The following is a 22,659-nucleotide window of genomic DNA, read 5'->3' as shown; positions in this document are numbered from 1 at the left end:
ATTTCCAGCTATGTCGTCACTCAAGACGTGATCTTAAGTACCGTTCGTCGAACAATGCCAGGCGACCTGAAAAAGTTAACCTTTCGCTTAAGCAATTATGTTTCTAGATGTAACCACCAAAATATTATCCGGAACCATTCGGTGATTTAGAGCCCATAACATTTATCGATACAAACTTTACTACCTTGCACAGCGTCCATTCAGTGTCATATACCGGGTTGTAGGTGGCTTCCAGCCAGATGGGCTGACCGCTTTTAAGAAATGGTTGTTTACTTTGATTACATACCAGGAGAGGACGAGATCGATTACCCAGCGAACAAAGTAATACATAGAGGAATGACGCTTTCTCCAAAGCTTGATATTAAATAGCTCCGGTTGAAGGCCATAGTAGCCGGGTGGTGACGAAAGATTGTGCTTGTGGCTCGTATAAACGAAAATACCCCTATCATATCGGGGCATTTTCGGGATAGGGCTTCATCAAGTGTTCGTGTAGGGTGATCGGTATCTCATTTCCTACTCGTGCTGCTTAGAAGTCATAACTGAGGGTCAGGCGTGTATTTCGTTCAGGGCGCACACCGATGTACAACGGAGTACTAGAGTACGAGTACAACGTGCGATCAAAGATATTTTTCACCCCAAGCGTCAACGACCAGTCTTTCTGACGATAGAAAACCGATGCATCTGTTTGTGCGCCTCCAGGCAGATCAAAGTAGTTGAAATTATTCGGGCTGCCGTTAACCGTAGCACTGAAAGCGTTAACACCAATACCGGCGCCCAACCCTTTCAACTGACCTTCGAGCAGTTCATAGGACGTCCAGACACTGGCCGAGTGCTTGGGTTGGCCAATGGTTTTAGGGGTGTCAGAAAACGTAGGGTCAAAACCCTCTGATGGAGGTGGCTCAGCAAAATGGGTGTAGGTGTAGCTAGCGGCGACCGCCCATCCCGGTACGATCTCACCACTCAAATCAAAGTCAATGCCTTTAGACTTGAGCCCCTGAGAACCTGTTGTACGGCCGAATCCATCGGTAATGGGTACGCCTGTTTCTTCCATCTGAAAAATGGCACTCGTGAAGGTCAGCGCATCGTCGTTCAGCTTGATCTTGACGCCCAGTTCTTTTGAATCACTTTCTAGTGGCGGCAGCGGCGTATTGGTTGACGAGTCCAGCGTGTTGTTAGCCTGGAATCCCTTGGTGCGGTTTACATAAACTGTAACGTCAGGCGTTACGTCGTAGCTGACACCATAACTTGGAACCCATTTCGCACTTTTGAAAGAATCTTTTGTGCTTGTCCCCAACAACTCGGCAGGGATTTCATCCGGGTTGTTCGGAAGGTAGTTTGTTGACTGTCCATCGTACAACGTGCGGCGCGCTGCGAGCATTACGTGGGTCCGATCTCCCAGTTTAATCAAATCCTGAAGCAACAAGCCCTTCTGAACCTGCAGATAGTTAGTGGTGTGATAATAATTAGGCGATTTATAGCCGAACTTGGGAAAATCAAAGTCGGTGCCGTCATTGATGTTTCCTGAAGCCACTATCCTTACATCTGTGTCGAACGAGTTTGTGGTGTAGCGTTGGTAATCCACCCCGGCCAGTAACTTTTGCTCAATGAACCCGGTATTCAGGGTGTAAATAATGTTGTTCTGCGTGCTTGCCGAATAAGTGATGGCGCCCGCCTGAAGCCCCGTCGATTTAACCTCTCCGTTAGGTCCATATCCCGGCGCGCCTCCAACACCGCCATTGGGCTCCCACACATTAAGCTGGAACTCATTTCGGGAATAGGTCGCCTTGCTTTCGAACGTTAAGTTGTCATTAAACGAATGACTGAACTCGTAATAGCCAATCTTGGAATCCGACGCAATACGGTCGTCCTTGCCCGTAACGCGGTAGTTGGAAAGTTTCTGTACATTCCCTTCAAATCGATAGGTCGCAGGCCCAAGCGCTCGGCGTTGACCCTGGAACTCTGCACCCACAGTAAAACTGGTGCTGTCGTCCTTCCAACGCAAGACCGGAGCAATATAGTCGCGACGGGTGCCATTGTAGTCTGGCTCACTCTCCGGCGCACGCATGTGAACGATATTGAGTCGGTAGCTGAACGCTTTGTCCGCAGTAATAGCATCGCCCAAGTCTAAAGCTTGCTGAAACTCACCCTTGTCGGTGACATCGAGCCGGAGCTGATGCAGCGGGACAGTGACAGGGGCCTTGCGAACAAGATTGATAGCACCTGACGATCCCGCGGTCCCAGTCATGATGGAATCGGGACCTTTAATAACCTCAACACGATCAATACCTTCTATGGGGGTAGAACCGGTGCCCACGTCTGGAACACCGTTGGTACTGGTATTGGGGATAGCAAAACCACGAATGTAGAACTGCTTTGTACCCCGGTTGGTGTCCCAAGTAGTCACACTGCCTGAGCTGCGCAAGGCATCCTCGAGGGATGAGGCTTGGCGATCTGTCAGCAATTTCTGGCTGATGACCTGCACTGACCGAGGGGTTTCCTGAATCGACGTGTTGCCTCGCATAGCGCCAGTGGCATTACCAGGGTTGTAGACTTCGCGGTCTTCATACTCCGCGGCACTGCTGACGGTGATGTCGGGAAGCTGTGCATCAGTGTTCGCCACCGGCGGCGCAGATGTAATCGCAGGCCTGATGGGTGCCTGCTCAATGGTCAGCGTCCCATTGCCGGTGATGCCTAACCGCAGACTGCTGTTTTTCAAGGCTTGAGCAATCGCCTGTTCAGTCGTGAGCTGGCCACTGATTACCGGCGCCTGGAAGGCTTTTGCGAGCGCTGGATCGAAAGAAATCACCCTCCCACTCTGGCGAGCAATCATTAAGAGCGATTGATCCAGTGGACCGGCCGGAATATTGAACTGCATTCGCTGCACCACTGCGTTTGCCGACGCAGAGTTCGCAAAGCTAGTCGGTGCAACTGCGTAAACTAAGGCTACGCTCAACGCCAGTCTTGCCAGATTGAAAGGTGACACCTTACGTTTCAAGCTCATCTTGCTCTCCCCGAACACACTCAATAAGTACTTGCAATTAATCTGTGCGACGAGAGAGAAAAAGTGACAGCCCGACCACCGAAAAACTTTTTGTACTGCTGCGCGGACTGCGACTTTGCGGCTTTAACGCCGGTGGTTATGGGTGCAATGCAAGACCGTGCGATGAAACGTTTTTCGATGCCTACCTCGGGTATTCGGCAGGTTGCTAGAACTTCTTGAGCGACGCGTCGAAAAATAGTAAGCCCGCTATACGTAAAATGAGTATGACGGCCCATTGGTGTCTGCCAAGCGTTCGCGGACGCGCAAAGTCGATGTCCGCCCAGAAAACACAGATTGGGTATTTTTGGCACATTGAATCCTATTTGCACAGATTCGCGAGAAATTAGGTAACGAAACCGACAGACACATACAAATTAGAATTTTATTCCGGGCATACAGTTTTTTGGTGACGTTCTTCGCGCTTAATTGGTGCTGGCCTTCATTTAGAGCCTCAATTGAGAGCACTAAGCCTGGCAGACTCACATGACGATGGCTGCGCGGGCGCTGAATCGCGAGATTGGCTTGAAATTTGCTGGGTGATTGCCGCTGACACATTTTTATTACAAATGTGTGAGTCCTCAATTTTTCACCGTTGACCAGGTGCTTTCATGGCCGCAAGTGACGCAGTGCTTCGATCTGACTTTTTGACCGTCGTCTTCCGCAGCGACTATAGCTGGCTGGCAGCACGTTTGCGTTACAAGCTGGGATGCCGACACAATGCCGAAGATGTGGCGTGCGAAACCTTCACTCAACTGGCAGCGATGCCCACTCCGCAAGATGTAAAAGAGCCTCGCGCGATGTTGACCACTATCGCGAACAGGGTCATGTATGAGCTTTCACGTCGGCGTGATCTTGAACGCGCCTACATGGAGGCTTTGGCGCTGATGCCAGCGGCGACCCATCCATCGCCCGAGGATCAGCATCTTTTGATGGAATCTCTGTTGGCTGTGGACAAGGCACTCGAAGGATTACCCGTGAAAGCGCGAATGGCTTTTTTATATAGTCAGATCGATGGTTTGACTTATGCCGAGATCGGGTCCCGCCTCGGCGTCTCCGCAAGCATGGTGAGGCAGTATATGGCTAAGGCACTTAAATGCTGCTACCTGGCAGCGTCTGAATGAAAAAAAGCGTCGACACAATCGATAGTATCGCCGAGCAGGCTATCGAATGGATGGTGTACCTGCGCTCAGGTGAGGCAACGGCGGAAGACGAATCTGCTTTTTTGACGTGGCGCGCGCAAAGACCCGAACATGAACAAGCGTGCACGCGAATTGAATCAACCCTCGGAAAAATGCCGTCGCATTTATCCGCAGTATCGTCGCAGAGCGTCCGCAGCGTTTTGCTGGCACCATCTCGAAGAAGAGAGTTTTTGCGCACTGCTCTTAGTGTGGCGGTAGTAGGAACCATGGGGGGGTGGTTGGTCAATCGAACTTATCCCGTCGGCGACATGTTAGCCGACGTGACTACCCGCACCTCTCAGCGCCGTACATTGCAGTTGTCCGATGGCAGTTCGCTGACGCTCAACGCACGCAGTGCAGCGAATATCAACATTGATATGCAGTCGGGAAGCAGAAAAATTCGACTGGTGTCAGGTGAAATGATTTTGAACGTCGCCCCCTCCCAGCAGCCATTTCTTGTTCAGATTGGGCGAGCCATTATTGAGGTCAAAGATGGCAGATTCTCGTTGCGCGAAGTGAGCGACGGTTTCAGGGTTGTGGCCTTGAATGGAGGCGTTCGCGCGACAGCGAGGGGTGACACCAAACTACTCTCGGTCGGCCAGGGGGCCACATTCGGGCCTGAAGGCTTCAGAGTATTTCCTGTCTCCATTGGGGCCGAATCGAGCTGGCTACGAGGAGTGCTTGAAGTCAATGACCAGCCTCTTTCCGTCGTCATTGATGCTCTGCGAAATTACCGCACAGGCATTGTCCGCCTCGACCCGGCTGCTGCCTCACTGCGAGTCAGCGGCCTGTTTCCATTGGACGATACAGATTTTGCTATAGAGGCACTCGCGCAGACGATGCCTATCGTCGTACGTCGCACTACCGGTTACTGGGTAAACATCAGCGGCGCTTAATCCGCTCTTTGCGTCGTTCGCCGCCCCCCTCCTCCCTCCTACCTCCTCCCCGACGCACTTTCGCGTCTTTCTCATAAAAAATATCTGCTGACCACTGTCACTTTTCCTTTCTCGTCGCACATAACTAATAAGAATAACTTTTAGAGCGGTTGCCATCTTGCTTAAAGCATCGTTTTACAAGCTTGGGTCGAGTCCTTTGGTAGCCGTTGGACTGGTTATGCTCTTCGCGGGCAACAGCATCGAGGCATTGGCCTGTGATCTTGATACTCATCGCAACTATGCAATTGATGCTGGCTTGTTGAGCAATACGCTGCTGGATATCGGACGTATCAATGGCTGCGTAATCGTTTTTGAACCTGGCTTGATTGTTGAAAAGCGCAGTAAGAGCGTCCGGGGCCAGCTCACAGGTTATGAAGCTGCGCGCCAGGCGCTGGATGCCTCGGGGTTTGAGCTGTCGCGGACCGCCAATGGCACGCTCAAGCTGCTTCCCAGCAATATAAAGATAAGAAATGCAAAAGCGGAGACAGGCGTGTGAGCAATCTCAATTTACCGGGCAGCCATTTTCCTCATGCGCGAGGCTGGGAGTCATGCGCCAATATCGAAGCGGCAGAGCCAAAGAAAAATCGGCTGCCCATTATCGCAGCCTTCTCTGTGGCGCTTCTAGTCCATGTGGGCGGGCTGGCTATATTGGTCACACAGGTGACCAAGCGTGAGCTGACTATGGAGCAAGCTGCTTCCGTAAGCAGTGTACGTGTGAGTCTGGTCGCCATGCCGCCTCCGACTCCGGTCGTGATTCAGCCGCCAGTTGAGGAAGTACCGGTCCAGGCGCCGCCGACGCCTGCCGTGCTCACCAGCGACGCCTCGGCCCGCACCATTGAACAGGAGCCACCGAAGCCTAAGCCAGTGGAAAAACCCAAGGAAGTCAAACCTGTGCCTAAGCCCAAGCCTGTGATCAAACCTGCTCCAAAAAAACCGGCTCTGGTGCAGGAGCAAAAACCAGTCGAGCCCACGCCACCCAGTGAAGCCAAGCCTGACCCTGCCTCTACCCAAGCGCAATCTGCACCCGTCGCGCCGAAGATGATGGATTTGCCAACTGCCGCGCCCAAGGATGTGCCGTCTGTAGGGTGCCGCGTTCCAGCACCGGCTTATCCGCGCAGGGCAAGACGTTTACACGCCGAAGGTCAAGTGTTGGTGCGTCTTGAGATCAACCCGAAAGGGCTGGTGCAGCGAGCCGACGTGGTCCGCAGCAGTGGTAATGAAGAACTTGATGAATCGGCTGTCGCGGCTGTCCGCGGCGCGGTTTGCAACCCTTATGTAGAAGGCGGACAGGCCATCTCGGTTCGCGCTGTGCAAACCGTTGACTTCCGTCTGAGCAACTAACCACTCGATCGTAATCGAGCGCTAATGAGAGAGGATTGACCATGCAAGAATTAGGGTTGGCCTACGCCTGGCAAACAGGGGATATGGTTTCAAAGACCATTGCCATAGTGCTGTTGATCATGTCTGTGCTGAGTTGGGGCGTGATGATCATCAAAACCGTACAGTTACTTAAGTTGCGAGGAATGACGCGCCGTGCAGTCACATCGTTCTGGAGAGCGGAGAACTTCGACGCGGGCGTCGAACAGTTGAACACTGGCCCAGGCAATCCATTCGTGCATTTGGCCCAAGTAGGTGTTGCTGCCAATGCACACCAACAGCAGCAAAGCTCGCAGCTCCACAGTCGTTTTGACTTGAGTGATTGGCTGGGGCGATGCCTGAAAGACGTTCTGGAGGAGCATCTGTCGCGATTGCAGATGGGGCTGGCGATTCTTGCTTCGATCGGCAGTACGGCGCCGTTCGTAGGCCTGTTCGGGACGGTATGGGGTATCTACCACGCGCTCAAGGTGATCGGAACCACCGGCGACGCGTCGCTGGCGCAGGTCGCTGGCCCGGTTGGCGAATCGCTGATCATGACGGCGTTCGGTCTGTTTGTAGCGATCCCCGCAGTGCTCGGTTACAACGCAATCTCGCGTCGCAACAAAGGTGTCAGTCACGCGCTGGCACGCTTTGCACACGATCTGCACGCGTACTTTTTGACCGGTGCGCGGGTCAATGTTGAAGAAGCCTCCCCTGGAGTGCCTAGCAATGCGGCAGATAAGCGCTTCACCAACGCGACGGTCGCGAGGACTACGTCATGAGCATGGGGTCGCAGTTCGAAGCCGATGATGTGATGGCGGACATCAACATGACCCCATTGATTGACGTGATGTTGGTGCTGCTGATTATCTTCATCATCACATTGCCGGTGATTAATCACGCGGTGAAGTTGGAGCTGCCCAAAGCCGATAGTCATACGATGGAGAAGCAGCCCGACGCCATCGACGTTTCTATCACGCCCGATGGCTCCATTTTATGGAACAAGGAGCCGGTCAGCGATGATCAGCTCAAACAGCGAATCGCTGTGGCGGCCGTTCAAGATCCAGTCCCCAATGTGCGGCTGTTTGCTGACAAGGAAGTGCGCTACGAGCGCGTTGCTACTCTTTTGTCGGCGGCCCAGGGCGGAGGCTTGAGCAAGATCGATTTTGTAACCGAAGCCAAACCCACTACGCCCTGAACTTACCGGAACGTCTATGACCAGCGCCACCCTCGCCGCTGCACGGCCATCGCTCGCCCAGCTTTTGTTGCCCTATTGGGTATCCAAAGATCGCTACTGGGCCTGGGGGCTGCTGGCAACATGCCTGTCGATTAGCTTTGGTGGGATTTATGTGTCACTGCTAGCGACTGAGGTGGTTGCCAAGACAACAGACGCCTTAGTCGCGCGTGATTGGCCGACACTATGGTCGACATTGATCTTTGGCTTTGTTCTTGGGTTGCTGATGGCTGGCCTGGCAATCGTGTCTTATGCGGCTCAGGAATACTTGCAACTCCGCTGGCGTGCCTGGCTTAGCCACAGATTGATCGACCGATGGACCGCAAACCAGCGTTTCTATCCGGTAGAGCGAGATGGCCTGGTGACCAACAGTGATCAGCGAATTTCTGAAGACATCAATATATTCGTACAGCGCTCGCTTCTGCTTACTCTGGGCGTGATTACCGTGCCCGTCAGTGCCGTGACTTTTGGTGGGGTCCTATGGGGGTTGTCTGGGGTGCTGAGCCTGGAGTTAGGCGGGCATACTTTTGAGATCCCGGGTTACCTCCTGTATGCAGCGATCATTTACTCATTGCTCGGATTATTGATCGCTCATTGGGTGGGCAAACCCTTGATTGCTTTGAATATTCGCAAGCAAACGGTAGAAGCTGATTTCCGCGCACTGGGAATGAACTTGCGTGAGAACGCTGAGCAGATTGCGTTCTATCGCGGGGGCCCGAGGGAGGGGCACCGGATGATGCAACAGTTCCGGCAGGTGCAGCTCAATTTCATCGCGCTGCTGATACGAATCTGCAAATCGTCTGTGGCCAATTCGGCTTATCTTCAAGTTGGGAGCCTTGTGCCTACTGCGCTATCGATGCCTCGCTATTTATCAGGGGCTGTCAGCTTGGGCGGTCTCACTCAAGTGACCGCAGCGTTCAACCAGGTCAGTTCATCACTGAACTTCTTTAGCTCCAGCTACGTAGACTTCAGTATTTGGCTCGCCTCGGCGAATCGGTTGCGTGATCTACAAGGTGCGTTGCTTAGCCTCGAGACGCAAGTGCCTGGGATTACACTACGTTTTACAGATAAGCCAGTCATCGCAGCCTCGGCCTTGACGCTGACCAGCCCACTCGGAGAGACACTGAGTCATACACCCGCGGTGTACATTGAGCAGGGTCAGAAGTGGGTCGTGCGCGGCCCATCCGGCGCCGGCAAAAGTACCCTGATGCGAGCGCTGTCCGGCCTGTGGCCGCATGGCAGTGGCTGGGTGCAAGTGCCGGACAGCAGTGTCTCGCAGCTGTTTGTACCTCAGAAAAGCTACATCCCTCAGGGCACGCTCAAAGCAGCGCTGTGTTATCCGGATGGTGATTCCCGCTTTGATGACGACCAATGCCGCCAAGCCTTGATCGATGTGCGGTTGGAGGCGCGTGTCGAATCGCTGACACAGGCAGCGGATTGGCAAAACCTGCTTTCCGGAGGCGAGCAACAACGATTGGCGATCGCGCGCGTATTGTTGCAGCAACCAAAATTGGTTTTCTTTGATGAGGCTACCAGCGGCCTTGATCCGGACACGGAGAGGTATATTTATCAGCTGTTATTCGCGCGTCTTTCTGAAAGCGCCATCATCAGCATCAGTCATAACCGCGAGTTGGATCCTCTCTTTTCACACACGCTGGACATCACACCCGCGCATGACATTGGTCCTGCTGCCGACGCGACGACTCATATGTCGGTGCGCCCATGAGCCGGCCGTTGAGCGGTGCCCATTTGCCTGAACAGCGCCCTTCGATAGGAAGGGTTTTCAGCGCGTTCTGGCTGTCCGAGGAAAAATGGCTGGCGGCGGCTTTGTTTGCCGTCTGTGTTTCGATCACATTGGGCATGGTTTATGTTGCGGTCTGGGCAAACCAGGCGGCCGGTAACTTGGTTGATGCGCTGGTCTCAAAGGACTGGCATACATTGCTACCCGTCTTATTGATGAATTTTGCGCTGGCGCTGACCTCGCCATTGCTGATTATCGTCAACCTTGCTGTACGTCAGGTGCTGGAGTTGCGTTGGCGTACTTGGCTTACGCGCAATTATGTAGAGCGATGGACTCAGGGGGATCGCTACCTTGAACTGGAGCGTGAGGGGTCGTTGACCAACGCCGACCAGCGAATCTCCCAGGATATTGCTGAATTCGTCGAAATCACGCTGACCAATGTGCTGAACCTTATTTACATGCTAGTGAGCGCAGTGTCGTTCGGCGCTGTGCTGTGGAGTTTGTCGGGAGAGTTGTCTTTCAGTATTGCCGGTGCAGCCATCGTTATTCCCGGCTATCTGTTGTTCGCTGCGTTGGGCTACACGGTTGGGCAACTGGCAGTTGTGCATTGGGCTGGCAAGGCGCTGGTAGGCCTTAATAGTCATAAGCAAACCGTGGAGGCAGACTTTCGTTTCCTCGGCATGCGCTTGCGTGAAAACGCTGAGCAGATTGCGTTCTATCGCGGCGGAGCAATCGAGCGTGGTCGCTTGTTGGCGGCCTTCGCACGGGTGCGCAGCAACTGGGCAGCCATCATCAAACGCACGTCCAAGCTGATGTTCGCCCGCGATGCGTACCAAGAAACCTTTTCCTTGTTGCCGATGCTACTGGCGGTTCCTCGCTACATGAGCGGGGATATCAGCCTCGGCGATGTGGCGCGTATCCAGGGTGGGCTCGGTGGCCCGGCGGGCGGCGCCTTCGGCGCGATGACCGCAACGTTGAATCTGTTTGTGCAGGTCTACCCGACCTACACCCGCTGGCTGGCGCTGGTGAATCGGCTGCGCGACTTCAGTTGGGCCATGAACAAGCTCGACGCCCGACCTCGTGAGATCCAGTTGCATGCCGGGGGAGATCAACTGGTCTGTACCGATTTGGACTTGCGCAAGCCGTCAGGTGAGGCGCTGGTCCAGGTGCCATTGCTGCAGATTGAAGCTGGGCAACGCTGGGTGATCAAAGGTGCATCCGGACGCGGTAAGAGTACGTTGCTGCGTGCCATTGCCGGTCTGTGGCCCTACGGCAGCGGGACCATTGCGATCCCTGAGGGGTGGAAGGTGATGTTTGTACCCCAACGTAGCTATGTCCCTACCGGCTCTTTGAAGGCAGCGCTGTGCTACCCCTACCAACCGGAAACTGTGACTGACGAGCACTGCCGGCAGGCTTTAATCGATTGCCATATGGATAAATTCGCATTCGATCTGACGCAGGAAGCGGTCTGGCAGCGCAAGCTTTCAGGAGGCGAGCAACAACGTCTCGCGCTCGCCCGGCTGCTGATTCATCGGCCTGACCTAGTGTTTCTGGACGAGGCCACCAGCGCTCTCGATGGCGAGACCGAACAGTCCATTTACCGGCACCTTTTAACCGAATTGGCCACCAGTGCAATGGTCAGTGTGACCCACCGAACGGCACTGGACAGCCTGCACGATCGCGTCCTGGACTTGGACGCTGTGTCGCAGCCCCCCTACCCCGATCCTCATCGCAAAAGCGCTTCGAGATGCCCTTCCTGAAATTGGAGTTATAGATGAATCAGCAGTTCGCTTATACCGGGAAACAACTGGCGGAGATCGCGCAGGACCTCGTCGCCAAGGCAAGACACTTGGGTGCCAGTGACGCCAAAGTTTCCATTTCAGAGATGTCCGGGCTAAGTGTCGAGGTATTGGATGGGCGGGTCACAACCCGCACGGTACATACGCAAAGCAGCATCTCTCTCACGGTGTTCAGAGGCCAGCGTCAAGGCTTCACGAGTTCCACCGATTTCAGCCCCGCCAATGTGCAGCGAATGGTGAGTGCTGCGTTGGACATCGCTCGCTACGCCAGCGAAGACCCCGACGCGTGCCTGGTCGACAGCGCGCAACTGAGCACTGTCGAGCTGGATTTGCAAACGGACAACCCTTGGTCTCTGGATATAGAGCAAGCGGTGCAACACGTCAGACAGGTCGAAGACGGTATTCACCGGTTGGGTGCCGAAGTTCGCAGCGATGGTGCAAGTCTTGAAACCGCTCGCTCGCAAATGCTCCTGGCGACATCTCAAGGCTTTTGCCGTCGTTCACAGCGCACCGATCACAGTGTCACCGCGAGGGTGATTGGCAGCCGCGATGACCAACGCAAAACTGATTCCTGGACTGATTACCGCACCGCACCGCAGTTGCTCATGGCGCCTGAGCAGGTGGGTGAAATAGCCGCACGTAGCGCTATTGAATCGCTGGGCAGCCGCTCAATCAGCTCTCGCAGCTGCCCGGTCTTGCTGGCGCCGCAGGCCGCCCACAGCCTTGTTCATCATTTCCATCAAGCGGTCAGTGGAGGCGAACTCTCAAGAGATGCGTCGTTTCTACGTGACAGCCTCGGACAAAGAATTTTTGCCGAGCATCTGGACGTCTTCGAAAATCCTTTCCAGTTGTACGGGACGGCAAGCGGTTGTTTCGATTCAGACGGTGTAGTAGGCCAGCAACGAGCGGTTGTTGATCAGGGCGTAGTTCGCGGCTACTTCCTTTCTGCCTATACGGCCCGACGTCTTGGCATGGTAAGCACGGGAAATGCCAAAGGCGCATATAACCTTAGCTTGAAAAGCCGCCTTACCAAGGACAGTGATGATCTCACCGCAATGCTCGGAAAATTGAATAACGGACTGTATATCACTCATCTGATCGGGGATGGCGTGCGCCTGGCGACCGGCGATTACTCACGTGCCGCGCAAGGATTTTGGGTGGAAAACGGCGAGATCCAATTTCCGGTCGACCACGTCACGGTGGCGGGAAATCTGCGTGACATTTACGCCGGTATTTTAGCCGTTGGTAGCGACAGCATGACGCTGGGAAAAGTCAGCGGTGGTTCGATTTTGATTAATGACCTGCGCATCGGCGGGCAGTGACTTCTAACGCATTAACACTGGAGTAGCACTAATGAGTGAATTAATTCAAGACCTTTCCCTGAGCACTTTCGACGCACAAGTCACTGACGCTGATCTGCCTGTACTGGTCGATTTCTGGGCGCCTTGGTGTGGTCCCTGCAAAATGCTTGCACCCATTATCGAGCAGTTGGCCGAGGAATACAGAGGTCGCCTGAAAGTCATGAAATGCAATATGGATGAGGTCAATGCCGAAGATCCCGAAGCGGCTAAGACGCGTTTTCAGGTTTCAGGTATCCCGGCGCTGGTTATCTACCAAAACGGCAAGGAAGTCGCACGTCATGTGGGCATTCAGTCCCGACTGCGGTTGCGCGGTTTTATCGACAAAGGGTTGGCGTCCAACGCTGACTGATCATTCATCGCATCTGACGCTTTCAGTCCGGACCTTCAATGAACGCACCTCATAGTAACGTCGATAATTTGCAAGCCGCCAAGAAGCTGTTGCTGGAGCCTTATGGCCTGAATGAACAACACCTGACGCGAGTGCTGGACACAGTCATGGAGCACCGTGTCGACTTCGCCGACCTGTTTCTGCAATCCGTCAAACGCGAGAACTGGAGCATTGAAAGTGGTCTCATCAAGTTCGGCTCCTTCAGTGTCGATCAAGGTTTCGGCTTGAGGGCGCTGGAACACGATCAAAGCGCTTTCGCGTATTCACAGCAGATCACCGAGCGCTTTCTGATGGACGCTGCTCGGTCGGTGCGCACCATAGCAAGCCCGGGTGGATCTCGGGTTCAAGTTGGAACTCCGCAGACCTCACCGCAGAGTGCCTACTCCAGCGCTGACTCCATCGATTCGGTGGGTACCGAGACCAAGATCGCTATCTTGCAAAGCGTTGATCGTATCGCGCGAGCTATGGATCCGCGGGTGGTCGATGTGTTCGCAATGATAGAAATAGAGCACGAGACCGTTCTGGTCATGCGCCATGACGGTCGGCTAGCCGCGGACGTGCGTCCGATGATTATTGTCCAGATGACCGTCATGGTTGCGAATGGCGATCACCGTGAAACGGCCGGTACCGGGCTGGGTGGACGGTATGCATTTGAGTTTCTTGATGAGGACCGTATTCGCGAAGAGCTCAAAAAGCTTGTCGAGGGGGCATTACTTAATTTGGACGCTATCCCAAGCCCATCCGGCAGCATGCCTGTCGTGCTGGGGCCAGGATGGACCGGCATATTGCTGCACGAAGCCATGGGCCATGGGTTTGAAGGGGACTTCAACCGTCTGGGTACATCCGCCTACACGGGACGCCTGGGTGAACGTGTCGCGCCAAAGGGCGTGAACATCGTCGACGATGGTTCGCTGCCAGGCTATCGCGGCTCGCTGAATATTGACGATGAGGGCGAGGCCGGGCAATGCACGACTCTGATCGAGGACGGTGTGTTGTGCGGTTACATGCACGACAGCCTCAGCGCCAGGTTGATGGGCATGTCGCCTACCGGGAACGGTCGGCGACAGTCGTATGCGCATCTGCCAATGCCGCGGATGACCAACACCTTCATGCGCAATGGAAATCTTGGGCCCGAAGAAATTATCGCTTCCGTCAAGCGTGGCTTGTACCTCGCGTTGCCAGAGAGCGGTCAGGTCGACATCGTCAGCGGTCAGTTTACCTTTCAGAGTGCGTTGGCCTATCTGATCGAGGACGGCAAGTTAGTAGCTCCGGTACGGGGTGCCACCCTGACCGGCAATGGTCCGCAGACGCTGAGTCAAATCAGTATGGTCGGCAACGATATGGCGCTGGACCCAGGCATGGCGGTATGCGGCAAAAAAGGCCAGACCGTTCCAGTCAGCGTTGGCCAGCCGACACTAAAAATCGACAACCTTATTGTGGGTGGAACGGCCTGAGCCGTATCCGGAGGAACTAAGTAATGTCACTTGTCAGTTATGAGCGCCGTGGCGCAGTCGCGATCCTGCAACTCAATAACCCTCCGTTCAACGCATTCAGCGAAACGTTGCTGGAGGACTTTTCGCGGGTTCTTGAACGCTACAGCCAAGATCCTCACGCGTTGATCGCGATTGTGTGTGGGCAAGGGGATGATTTCTCAATTGGCGCCTTGAGAAATGAACTAGGGGTGGTTTACAACAGTGATGCCGCAAGGCCCTTGGTCGAAGCGGTGGAAGCCAGTCGCAAGCCGTTGGTTGCGGTAATGCATGGACGTGTCTTCGGCGCGGCATTGGAGCTGGTCTTGGCATGCCAATGGCGCCTGGCAACCGCCGATGCGTTGATCGGCGCTCCCGAGATTCACGTTAGCCTCCCACCGGGTGCCGGCGCGACTCAACGCTTGCCACGATTAATTGGTGTGGCGCCAGCGCTCGATTTGTTGATGTCCGGAAACCCGATCAATGCTGATCGCGCGCTTGAACTCGGTCTTGTAGACGGCCTGCTGAATCGCAATTGGCAAGAGCGGCCGCAAGATATTTTGTCCTGGACAGCCGCTCATCCCAACCCCGTTCCTTGCCGCGATCGTAATTCGTTACATGCGCATACCCCTGTCGATTATTTAAAAGACTTCAAGGCCCTACAGGCTCCAGATTTTTTTGCCTATAAAGGTAAAGCCGCGATTTTGCAGTTGTTGGAGGCCGCACTTGACGGTGACTTCGATAGCGGATACGCACTGGAAGCAGACCTTTATCTGGATGCTGAGCAATCCGGTCAGAGCATGGCGTTGATGGCCGCCGACGATAATGACGACGCAGCCGCATGGGGACCTTTACAGCAGCCGGATGCAAAACCTGTTGAGCTGAACCGCATCACATTTACCGGCGAGAGCTTACCACCGGGTTGTCGCCTCGATGGCCCGGGGCCCCAGCGGCTCTGGGTGCATCAAAATGCTAAATCGGACGACTTCCTGGACAACGTTTCTGCCAGTGACGTATGGCTGGATTTAAGCACCGACAGCCAGCTCTGCCGATTGAAGAAGTACGCCGAACTCGCGGGACAAATGAGAGAGGGAGGCGTCATCGTTTATGGTGTTTGCGACGGTCAATCCGTAGATCTGGATGCACTGCCCGAACAGATAGAGGGCCATCCAATAATAGCCGCGTTCTCCTACGGAGAAGGACCGCAGAGCCTGTTGCAGTTTGTTAAACGGGAAACTAACACCCTTGACTCTGTTCGTATGGCTGTCAAGGGGGCAAGCACCATGGGTTACGCATGCTTGCACTCAACGGGCAAAACTCCCTTGGGCCGGGCATTAATCAACCTCTGGACGGCCGACTTGGAAAGCCTGTGGGCCGGCGGCGTCAGTCACGACGATACAGTTCGTGTGTTAAATAACTTTGGGTTGCCTCTGCCCCCTGACGAGCAGCTTGCAAGATCGTCGATCAAAGGCGTCTCGACCGTGCCGATACTCGACGACGAGTCATTGTTACAGGCAGTACTGGCGTCAATGGCTAACCAGGGATGCAGGCTGTTGGACGAAAGACTGGCAATGCACCCGGATGATATCGATATGATTTTCACTCGAGGTTACGGCTACCCTCCCTATCAGTTCGGGCCGATGGCGCATTGGTCACCGAGCGTGGTGCAACTGCACGACTCATTATTGGAGTTCGCTGAGCGATTTGGTCCCACTTGGGAACCCGCCTCAATGCTGAAACGCATGGCAGCCGAACAGCGTTAAGCAGTTACACCATCCCTCCCATGAGCCCTCCAAAGCCTGACTTTTGAGGGCTTTTTCAATTCTGCCCTCTTCTCTCGAGCGGTTGGCACCGAGCGCTGTTGGTAAACATAAAGAAAATGACTACCCTCTGCGCGAACATCCAACAATGGGTCACGGTGCAACATGATCAGAGAGCTGAAGACATTTATCTGCGTTACGCAGCGGGGTACCTTCGCAGCGGCTGGCCAGCAGGTTGGGCTGACGCAGTCTGCCGTCAGCGCCCAGATCAAAAGCCTTGAGGACAGCTTGGGGGTCAAATTGTTTGATCGTACCGGACGCTCAGCCACGCTCAATTCAGCAGGCCAGCGCGCCATTCCCCTGGCCGAGGAAATTCTGCGGCTTTTCGGTCGAATGGGTGCCGCAGACAGCGGCAATGACTTCCACGGCGCACTGCGAATCGGCGCGATCGGCACGGTTCAGACCGGGATCCTGCCGCAGGCTCTGGTGGCTTTGAAGTCACAGGCGCCTTTCATCGAAACCAACCTAGTGCCGGGTGTGTCGTTGAACCTGCTCAGCCAGGTGGACGCCGGCGAGTTGGACCTGGCCATCATGATCAGACCGCCGTTTTCCCTGCCCAAGGACCTGCATGCCGAAGTCATCGCGCGCGAGGCTTTCGTATTGATCACGTCCAAAGAGGTGGTAGGTGACGACCCGCTGGCGATTCTGGCGGAACAGCCCTTTGTGCGGTATGACCGAGGCTCGTTTGGCGGGCGGCTGGTCACCCAGTTTCTCAAGCAGCAAAAAATCCATGTGCATCAGGCACTGGAGCTGGATGAACTGGATGCCATTGTCAAAATGGTACGCAGTGGGCTCGGCGTTTCGCTGGTACCCAAGGCGGGTTTATGGCTCGAACATGCGGATGATGTCAGGGTGCTGGAGCTGCGCAAGCTCACGTTTTTCAGGGAGATCGTACTGGTCTCGAAATACCGGCAAAAACATTCACCGCTGTTCAACATCTTCCGCACCTGCGTCCTTGATGCAGTGTGATGCCTTTCGAATGCATAGGGGCAGTAGAAAATCAACCGCGGTCACGCAAGCTTTTCAGCCTTTGCACGAACCATCGTGGTGCAGCACGAACAACAATGGTGCAAAATCCTGTGTTACCGATTTACTCATCGAAATTATTCGTGCTCATGACACAGAATTTGCGCTTTTCCCCACCGTGTTTCCGGATAAGAATTGATTCAGATCAAAACAAATCAATAGGAAACCACCGTGAGCCTCTCTCCTTTCCATCTGGCAATTCCCGTCTACGATCTGGCCGCCACACGTCACTTCTACGGTGAGGTGTTCGGTCTTTCCGAAGGTCGCTCGAGCAACCAGTGGGTCGACTTCGATTTCTACGGCCATCAGTTGGTCATCCATGAGCACCCAAAGACTGCTTCGCAAGAAAGCGTGCACAGCAACCCCGTAGACGGCCACGACGTGCCGGTTCCGCACTTCGGCATCATCCTGGAGTGGGCGCAATGGGAGGCCCTGGCCGAACGTTTGAAAGCGCGCGAGACCCAGTTTGTGATCGAACCCTACATTCGCTTCCAAGGCCAGGTCGGCGAACAGGCCACCATGTTCCTGTTCGACCCGTGTGGCAACGCGCTGGAGTTCAAGGCGTTCAAGGATATGAGCCAGCTGTTCGCCAAGTAATACGTTGTTCAAGCGACCGTCGCCATTAGAGCGACGGCGCGCTATCAAGCCGTGAAGCCTTGCTGTGTTGCGCCGGATACCTGTGAGAGCCCGCGCTTTCTCTGTCTCGCTGCACGCGCCTGGTCGATGTTTAGCCTGCCGCATGAGGATAGAGAACACTATGTCCGACCTCAGTCGCATTTTGGATGAGCCGCCAAGGGCGCCTCTCTCCACCGTTAAATGGCACTTTGAGCCGTGCGGTGATCGCTGCGTGGTCCTGATATTTGGCAGCGTATTTTCCATTGAGCTAAACCGCCAGGCCGCCTCGGTCGGCAGTCAATTACGCACCTTGGTCGCGCAGGGACAATTGCCGTGCGTCACCGATGTTGTCTCTGCGATGGTAACCGTCGGCGTTCATTACTCTCCTGAGTCAATTGCCAACCTGTTCCCCGGCGTGTCTCCCTACGAATCGATGTGCACACTGGTGACCGAGCGTCTCATGGATTCGCACAGCGCTGCCGCAACGATCGGCACCCGCCTCGATATTCCGGTGTGCTACGACCCCGAATATGCCCCGGATCTTGAAGACATCGCGCAGGCCTGCGGCCTGACCACCAACGAGGTCATCTCCGCTCACTCGGCCGACTGGCTGGATGTGTTGATGGTCGGTTTCGCGCCAGGCCACCCCTACATCGGCATGCACGACAGCGCTCTGTCGCTGCCGCGTCGCGCCACACCACGCACGCTGGTCAAGCAAGGCAGCATCGGCATCGCCAACCGACAAAGTGTGATTTACCCGGCTGATCTCCCCGGCGGCTGGAATCTCATAGGGCGCACACCGTTGCCCATGTTTTCCCCCTTGAGTGAGCCGCCGTGCCTTTTACAGGGCGGCGACCAGATTCGATTTGTACCCATTACCCGCCATGAATTTGATCTGCTGGCTCGGGAGAACACGAAGTGACCATCAAGGTAATCAAACCCGGCATGCTCTCAACCTTCCAGGACACCGGGCGGCATGGGTTCCAGCATTGGGGCGTACCCGTGACCGGCGTGATGGATGAAGATGCGCATGCCCTGTGTAACTTGCTGGTCGGCAACCCTCGTACTTTCAGCACGTTGGAAATGACCCTGCAGGGCCCGACGCTGCTCTTTCAGGCCAAAGCCGTGATTGCGCTCGCCGGCGCGGACCTCGGCGCCGAGTTGGATGCGATTCCGCTCAAGCCCGGCGTGGCAGCCCTGGTGTCTCCCGGCAGTACCTTGAGTTTCGGCAAACGGCGACAGGGCGCCCGCAGTTACCTCGCGGTAGGTGGCGGCTTTTTGCTGCACCCGTTGATGAACAGCACCAGCACGTACTCCCGGGGCGGGTTCGGCGGGCTGCGCGGCCGTGCGCTGCAAGCCGGGGATTTGATCCCCATCTGTTCATCGTTTGCCAACCCGCCTCGCCTAAGCCCCCGCTCCAACTTTGGGCTCTATGAAGCCGCCGCCTGCGGACCGATCAGAGTGATCGCGGGGCGGGAGTGGAAGGACTTTTCCGCGGAGTCCCAGGAGCACTTCATAAACAATGATTACACCCTGACCGGTGACTCGGACCGTATGGGCTACCGGCTCGACGGCACGTCCTTGACGCTGTCTTCGCCCAAAGAACTGTTATCGGAAAGTGTTGCATTCGGCACCGTCCAAGTGCCACCCAGCGGCAAGCCGCTGATCTTGATGGCTGACCGCCAAACAACCGGTGGCTACCCACGCATAGCCCAGGTGGCCAGCGTCGACTTACCTCGGTTGGCGCAGTTACTGCCGGGCGATAAGTTGCGATTCTCTCTTATAGATTTGAGCGCCGCCGAAGCCTTGCTGCTCACCCGCGCTCGCACGCTCAAAGCGATGGAGGTCTTCAATGCCTGAAATAGATTTCAACAGCGACCTTGGCGAAGGCTTCAGCATTTATCGCGCAGGCGACGATGCGGCGATTCTTCCACACCTCACCTCAGCCAATATCGCCTGCGGGTTTCACGCCGGGGATTCGCGCTCCATGCGCTCAATCGTGGCGCTGGCAGCCAAGTTAGGTGTGGCAATCGGCGCCCATCCTGGCTTTGACGACCTGCAAGGTTTCGGTCGCCGAATGATGACGCTGTCCGAGGACGAAGTGTACGAACTCGTCGTATACCAGGTCGGTGCGTTGCTGGGCTTTACCAAAGCCGCCAAGGTCGAACTGCGCCACGTCAAACCCCACGGTGCGCTTTACAACTTCGCGGCGGTGCACCGGCCCACTGCCGATGCGATCTGCCGGGCAGTCAAAGACATTGATCCGAGCCTGATTCTTTTCGGCTTGTCAGGGAGTGCCTTGGTCACCGCCGGCCAAGCCTGTGGCTTGAGCGTGGCACAAGAAGTGTTTGCCGATCGCAGCTACCAGGCTGACGGTACGCTGACGCCGCGCAGCCAGCCTGGCGCAATGATCGAAAACCTCCACGAGGCCATCGATCAAGTCATGAACATGCTGCATTTAGGCGAAGTGCGCACCACCCAAGGGACCTGGGTACCGGTGACGGCACACACACTTTGCCTGCACGGCGACCAGCCCGGCGCTGCAGCGTTTGCCAGTGCGATCAGGCAAGCCCTGCTCAAAGAAGGCATCACCATTCAAAAACCCGCGCGTGCGCGTATTTGAGTGACACCCACAACGTTTACCCATAATAAAAAGGAAACAACCATGCCTCGTGAATCAACCCCCTCGTTTTAACTGCCGAGCTTAAAACCTCGTCTGAGAGCTGAATAGTCAATGACGGATGCGTCTGGGCGCCTGAATGCCCGGATGAACTGTGCACTGTCGGTTTTCAGTACGTCACTTTCAAGGCAGGCCCCTCTGCCACTTAACTCTTTTGGCCATTGGCCAGAGTGGAAGGTATTTATGTCTCGTGTTCTCTCTGAAAATACGCACTCGCCGCACATCGACGTCGAGGCACACGCCACCGGCGGCACAACGCAGTCGGCCGTGATTGCCAAGCGCGCAGCCATGGCCTCGGCCACCGGCACCGCCGTTGAATACTATGAGTTCAGTATCTACGGGTATATGGCGACCATCATCGCGCCGCTGTTCTTTCCCGGGGACAACCCCGCCGCCGCCCTCCTCGCCACGTTGGCGGTGTTCGGCATTGCCTTTGTTATCCGCCCGATCGGCGGCGTGCTGCTCGGCCGCCTTGCCGACCGCATCGGCCGACGTCGAGTGCTGCTCAGCACCGTGATCGGCATGGGCACCGCCACCGCTCTTATTGGGGTGCTGCCGACCACCGCCCAGATCGGCCTGGCCGCGCCTATCCTACTGGTGCTGTTGCGACTGTCCCAAGGCTTCTTCGCCGGCGGCGAAGTGGTAGGCGCCGCAGCGTTTGTGGCGGAATCTTCTCCCAACGGCCGACGCGGGTTCTTCGGTTCATTCACACCGCTGGGCGTTGCCGTGGGTGGCGCCACCGGCGCGATTGTCTGCGGTATCACCACCGGGTTGCTCAGTGCCGAGCAACTGCAGGCATGGGGCTGGCGTATCCCGTTTTTCTTGTCCATCCCGCTGGTTATGTTCTCGTTTTATATGCGGCACAACGTTGAAGAAACGCCGGAATTCAAAGCTTTCCTTGAGAAGGAAAAGCCACCGGTAGCGCCGGTCAAAGAGGTATTCAGCAAAAACCTGCCGGCATTGCTGCGGGTCATCGTATTCGCGTCGGCACAGAATTCGGGTTACTTCATCGGGATGGTGTTCATGAACATCTACCTCACGACGTACCTGCACTTCGACAAATCCAAAGTCTACTGGGTGATTGCAGTGATCAGCCTGTGCATGGCAGCGATGATGCCGTTCTGGGGTGGTTTGTCAGACCGTATCGGTCGTAGGAAGGCGCTGAGTATCGGCTTTCTGGGCTACGCGATTCTGGTGATACCCATGATGATCCTGATGGACAGCGGCAGCCTCTGGATCGCCGCACTGGCCATGTTCGTCGCGACCCTGCCTATGCCGATCGTTCAATCGGTTGGCTACCCGACTTACGCAGAACAATTCCCGACACGTGTGCGCTACACAGCCATGGCGATCAGCATCAACCTGGGCGCCATCCTGGGCGGCGGCATCACCCCCTACGTGGTCACCTCGATTATCACCAAGACCGGCAATTTACTGGTACCGGGATATTTCATGGCGGGCGCGGCAGTGTGTGCCTTATTAGCGATTCTCACCTTGCGTGAAACCTCCAAGGGCAACCTCCTTAGATAATTCGACGCCACGTTACGCCCCCAACCCAAGCATAAGGTTGCAGCAGCATGGACATTGAAAAAGTAAAAGAACTGGTCAAGTTGATCGAAGGATCAGGCTTGGTGGAGATTGACTTCAAAGAAGGCAGCAATCGGGTCCGTCTTCGTCGAGACAGTAAACCTGCCACTCAAGCTCCTGCGGGGATAACCCCACAAAGAGCCGAACCTCAGCAGGTTCAGGTTCAGCTTGAGCCGGAACCCACCGGCACGATTATCTCGGCGCCGATGGTGGGGGTTTTCTACCGCAAGGCCTCCGCGACTTCGGCAGCGTTCGTTGAGATTGGCCAGTTCGTGGCAAGGGGTGATGTGCTGTGCATTGTGGAAGCCATGAAAATGATGAACAACGTGGAAGCGACCTGCAGTGGCGTCATTGAGGCAATCATGGTCGAGGACGGTCAGCCCGTTGAGTATGACCAGCCGCTGTTCAATATCGTTTGAGCTGCCACGAG

General features: G+C 55.5%; 20 protein-coding genes and 1 pseudogene. 19 read left to right on the top strand and 2 right to left on the bottom strand.

Translation table 11 applies throughout. The features are described from left to right. Positions 1-166: 166 nt before the first annotated feature. Positions 167-256, bottom strand: a pseudogene (locus tag KUA23_RS30325) (hypothetical protein); the annotation flags it as partial. A gap of 270 nt (positions 257-526) precedes the next feature. After that, positions 527-3,001: a TonB-dependent siderophore receptor gene (locus KUA23_RS14510; RefSeq protein WP_252994210.1), complete on the bottom strand. Its 2,475-nt coding sequence runs from the start codon at positions 2,999-3,001 to the stop codon at positions 527-529. Positions 3,002-3,648: 647 nt separating this feature from the next. Here KUA23_RS14510 and KUA23_RS14505 point away from each other — a divergent pair. The 19 genes from KUA23_RS14505 (at position 3,649) to accB (ending at position 22,648) form a co-directional block, all read left to right on the top strand. Then, positions 3,649-4,161, top strand: coding sequence for a sigma-70 family RNA polymerase sigma factor (locus KUA23_RS14505; RefSeq protein ID WP_052211108.1), 513 nt, complete (start codon positions 3,649-3,651; stop codon positions 4,159-4,161). Then, positions 4,158-5,114: a FecR domain-containing protein gene (locus tag KUA23_RS14500; protein WP_034105534.1), complete on the top strand. Its 957-nt coding sequence runs from the start codon at positions 4,158-4,160 to the stop codon at positions 5,112-5,114. Before KUA23_RS14505 ends, KUA23_RS14500 begins: the two co-directional genes overlap by 4 nt. A 217-nt stretch (positions 5,115-5,331) precedes the next feature. Further along, positions 5,332-5,649 (top strand): STN domain-containing protein, encoded by a 318-nt coding sequence (locus tag KUA23_RS14495; protein ID WP_252994208.1) that lies wholly within the window; start codon positions 5,332-5,334, stop codon positions 5,647-5,649. Continuing rightward, on the top strand, positions 5,646-6,494 hold the full coding sequence (locus KUA23_RS14490; protein WP_252994207.1) for an energy transducer TonB: 849 nt from the start codon (positions 5,646-5,648) through the stop codon (positions 6,492-6,494). The genes KUA23_RS14495 and KUA23_RS14490 overlap by 4 nt, the downstream gene beginning before the upstream one ends. A 41-nt stretch (positions 6,495-6,535) precedes the next feature. Next, positions 6,536-7,291 carry a MotA/TolQ/ExbB proton channel family protein gene (locus tag KUA23_RS14485; RefSeq protein ID WP_052211114.1) on the top strand — a complete coding sequence of 252 codons (756 nt, stop codon included), beginning with the start codon at positions 6,536-6,538 and terminating at the stop codon, positions 7,289-7,291. Then, positions 7,288-7,707, top strand: coding sequence for an ExbD/TolR family protein (locus KUA23_RS14480; protein WP_034105538.1), 420 nt, complete (start codon positions 7,288-7,290; stop codon positions 7,705-7,707). The genes KUA23_RS14485 and KUA23_RS14480 overlap by 4 nt, the downstream gene beginning before the upstream one ends. A 16-nt stretch (positions 7,708-7,723) precedes the next feature. Next, positions 7,724-9,469 (top strand): ABC transporter ATP-binding protein/permease, encoded by a 1,746-nt coding sequence (locus KUA23_RS14475; RefSeq protein WP_052211109.1) that lies wholly within the window; start codon positions 7,724-7,726, stop codon positions 9,467-9,469. Then, entirely contained in the window at positions 9,466-11,244 is a 1,779-nt protein-coding gene (locus tag KUA23_RS14470) for an ABC transporter ATP-binding protein/permease (RefSeq protein WP_080758282.1), read from the top strand. Before KUA23_RS14475 ends, KUA23_RS14470 begins: the two co-directional genes overlap by 4 nt. 14 nt (positions 11,245-11,258) lie before the next feature. Beyond that, entirely contained in the window at positions 11,259-12,605 is a 1,347-nt protein-coding gene (locus KUA23_RS14465) for a TldD/PmbA family protein (protein WP_252994206.1), read from the top strand. Positions 12,606-12,636: 31 nt separating this feature from the next. Next, entirely contained in the window at positions 12,637-12,993 is a 357-nt protein-coding gene (gene trxA / locus KUA23_RS14460; protein ID WP_252994205.1) for a thioredoxin, read from the top strand. A 38-nt stretch (positions 12,994-13,031) separates the two neighbouring features. Beyond that, positions 13,032-14,486, top strand: coding sequence for a metalloprotease TldD (tldD, locus tag KUA23_RS14455; RefSeq protein WP_252994204.1), 1,455 nt, complete (start codon positions 13,032-13,034; stop codon positions 14,484-14,486). Between the two features lie 23 nt (positions 14,487-14,509). After that, positions 14,510-16,264 (top strand): enoyl-CoA hydratase/isomerase family protein, encoded by a 1,755-nt coding sequence (locus KUA23_RS14450; protein WP_034105546.1) that lies wholly within the window; start codon positions 14,510-14,512, stop codon positions 16,262-16,264. Between the two features lie 162 nt (positions 16,265-16,426). After that, the gene (locus KUA23_RS14445) at positions 16,427-17,290 is read left to right on the top strand and encodes a LysR family transcriptional regulator (RefSeq protein ID WP_252994203.1); all 864 of its coding nucleotides are present in this window, start codon (positions 16,427-16,429) and stop codon (positions 17,288-17,290) included. 228 nt (positions 17,291-17,518) lie between these two features. Next, complete coding sequence (locus KUA23_RS14440) at positions 17,519-17,944, top strand: VOC family protein (RefSeq protein ID WP_034105497.1); 426 nt, start codon at positions 17,519-17,521, stop codon at positions 17,942-17,944. Positions 17,945-18,104: 160 nt separating this feature from the next. Next, positions 18,105-18,884: a 5-oxoprolinase subunit B family protein gene (locus tag KUA23_RS14435; protein WP_252994202.1), complete on the top strand. Its 780-nt coding sequence runs from the start codon at positions 18,105-18,107 to the stop codon at positions 18,882-18,884. Further along, complete coding sequence (locus KUA23_RS14430) at positions 18,881-19,822, top strand: 5-oxoprolinase subunit C family protein (protein WP_252994201.1); 942 nt, start codon at positions 18,881-18,883, stop codon at positions 19,820-19,822. The genes KUA23_RS14435 and KUA23_RS14430 overlap by 4 nt, the downstream gene beginning before the upstream one ends. After that, positions 19,815-20,585 carry a LamB/YcsF family protein gene (locus KUA23_RS14425; protein WP_252994200.1) on the top strand — a complete coding sequence of 257 codons (771 nt, stop codon included), beginning with the start codon at positions 19,815-19,817 and terminating at the stop codon, positions 20,583-20,585. The genes KUA23_RS14430 and KUA23_RS14425 overlap by 8 nt, the downstream gene beginning before the upstream one ends. Before the next feature lie 240 nt (positions 20,586-20,825). Further along, on the top strand, positions 20,826-22,172 hold the full coding sequence (locus KUA23_RS14420) for an MFS transporter (RefSeq protein WP_034105559.1): 1,347 nt from the start codon (positions 20,826-20,828) through the stop codon (positions 22,170-22,172). Positions 22,173-22,219: 47 nt separating this feature from the next. Continuing rightward, entirely contained in the window at positions 22,220-22,648 is a 429-nt protein-coding gene (gene accB, locus KUA23_RS14415; RefSeq protein ID WP_252994199.1) for an acetyl-CoA carboxylase biotin carboxyl carrier protein, read from the top strand. The last annotated feature ends 11 nt before the right edge of the window (positions 22,649-22,659 follow it).

It is taken from the genome of Pseudomonas pergaminensis (genome assembly GCF_024112395.2).
Classification (GTDB): domain Bacteria; phylum Pseudomonadota; class Gammaproteobacteria; order Pseudomonadales; family Pseudomonadaceae; genus Aquipseudomonas; species Aquipseudomonas pergaminensis.
The sequence above is the reverse complement of the archived record's forward strand: the minus strand, read 5'-3'. Positions and strand labels throughout refer to the sequence as shown.